The following is a 1,989-nucleotide window of genomic DNA, read 5'->3' on the forward strand; positions in this document are numbered from 1 at the left end:
CTTTTGAAGGGTGGTTATGATTTACTATTTGGTATTGTTTATAGTGAAACATGAAGCAGGGGCGCACTAATTTATAAATTATGGTTACTTGTACTGTACAGGGTTAACGTGCTTAAATATCCATAAAACAATTTTGAGATAAAAGCAAAAAGAGAAGTAAACTTACGTAGAAAAAAGAGTTTTGTGAAATTAATTCTACTGTAAAACAATCTATCTGTAAGGATTCTATTCTATTTAGAATTTTTTATCAAGGGAATAGCGGACATTATTAACCAAGGAAGTTTTGCAAAAATATACTGCAAATGTAATAGCGTCTAAATCGGTATTAGCTATTAGCTTAATTAAGTGTAGCAAAAAACTATGAGAGAGCTGTAGAAAAGCTAAATCTTTCTGATGCTATAAAAATCACTGAGTTTGCTAGAAAAACAGAGAAGTAAAAATTGAAATTTGGAATAATGGAAGCACTTATTGTCTCTTCACTCATCGCGAAAATGTAATATAAACCGTGTAAGGAACCATCAATCCTGGACAAGTGTGGTGGGCTACCTATCAATAGGACAACGAATAAAGAATGATTTTTCAGAACTACTCTTTCATCTTTGAAGAGTAGTTTTTTTGTTTTTTTCAAGCAGTAACTGCCGTGCTACTGCTTGCTTGATCATGCTTTAGGTAGGCTATTTCATAATATAAATGATGATATTCCATAAGCGTTAATACATGCAATTTTGAGACTCCCTTCCTAAAAAGCCCTTAACCATATTCGCTCAAAAGTAAAAACTAGCGCTGTCTTTGAATCTATTCAATCAAATATCAACGCTCAGATGTAAAACAGATGTGTACAGTTCTGGAGGTGGGCAAATCTAGTTATTATGACTGGGTGAAGAGGAAGCCCTTCAAATGTCAATCAGGAAATGAACACTTAAGTCGCTTGATTTCAAGATCTACTTTGAAAATAAGGAGATCTATGGCGCACCCAAAATCTACAAGATTCGTATTGGTCGGGGTGAGACTAGCTCTCTAAAAAGAGTCCAAAAGTTGATGTGGGAGTTAGGTCTACGCTCAATCATCATGAAGAAATACAAAACAGACAAACAAGCAAACGTTGGACCTTAGGGACGAAAAAATTTGTTAAACCAAGATTTTACCAATACGGCAATCAGCCAAAAAGGGCAACGGGTATCACTTACATTCATACAAAAAATATCGGGTAGAAATTTGGCAAGAAAATGACCTAAAAATTGGTTATGGAAACCCTTGAAGATGTGTGTTTAAATCATATGTTCTCAGAGAACTTGATTCCCACTCAGATTTAGGTTCTCAATACACTAGCGAGGCCTATGAAGCAAAACTAAAAGAATTAAACATCCATCATTCCTTCAGTCTTTCAGCCGGAAAGATTGCCCATACAACAACGTTGGTATTGAATCGTTCCACACATCAATTAAGAAGGAAGAAGTGTGTATGTCAAAAGCATATGAAAGTTTTGAAGTCACTCATTTAGATCTGTTTCAGTATTATTGAGGGGTTTTGCAATCATAAACGAATCCACAGCAGTATCGACTATTTAACACCAAATCAGATGGAGGAGTTGGCTTTACAAGCTTAGGTATTATCAACCGTCTACATTTTATTGATGAGAATTCCACAAGGGGAATCCTTCATCGCTTCAACCAGCAAGTCGAAGTGATGAGATGCCTACCTGCCGGAATCTCGAAAAATTCTCGCAAGTCGTGTTCGAGGTACTGACTCAAATCCATACCTTTAGAAGTATTGTAGATCTGATTCAAAAATTTATGAAGTATCACTTCAACAATCTGAATATATTGCGAAAGCTATCTTTAAAAGCACTCATAGTTTCTATCGTTTAGAACGTTCCATCGAGATACTTGTAAATACTGTCTCAGGGTGTTCTTGTTAAAGAAATCCGAAAAATTTAATTAAAGACTTAGATAAAGTTATTTAGTGTATGGATAGATGTCAATAAAGTAG

1 protein-coding gene is annotated in these 1,989 nt (G+C 35.0%); it reads left to right on the forward strand.

Annotation, left to right across the window (positions count from 1 at the left end; genetic code table 11):
- Positions 1–939: 939 nt before the first annotated feature.
- On the forward strand, positions 940–1,113 hold the full coding sequence (locus tag RU96_RS13605) for an IS3 family transposase (RefSeq protein WP_143350977.1): 174 nt from the start codon (positions 940–942) through the stop codon (positions 1,111–1,113).
- Positions 1,114–1,989: the final 876 nt, after the last annotated feature.

It is taken from the genome of Enterococcus canintestini (assembly GCF_001885735.1).
Lineage (GTDB): Bacteria > Bacillota > Bacilli > Lactobacillales > Enterococcaceae > Enterococcus_C > Enterococcus_C canintestini.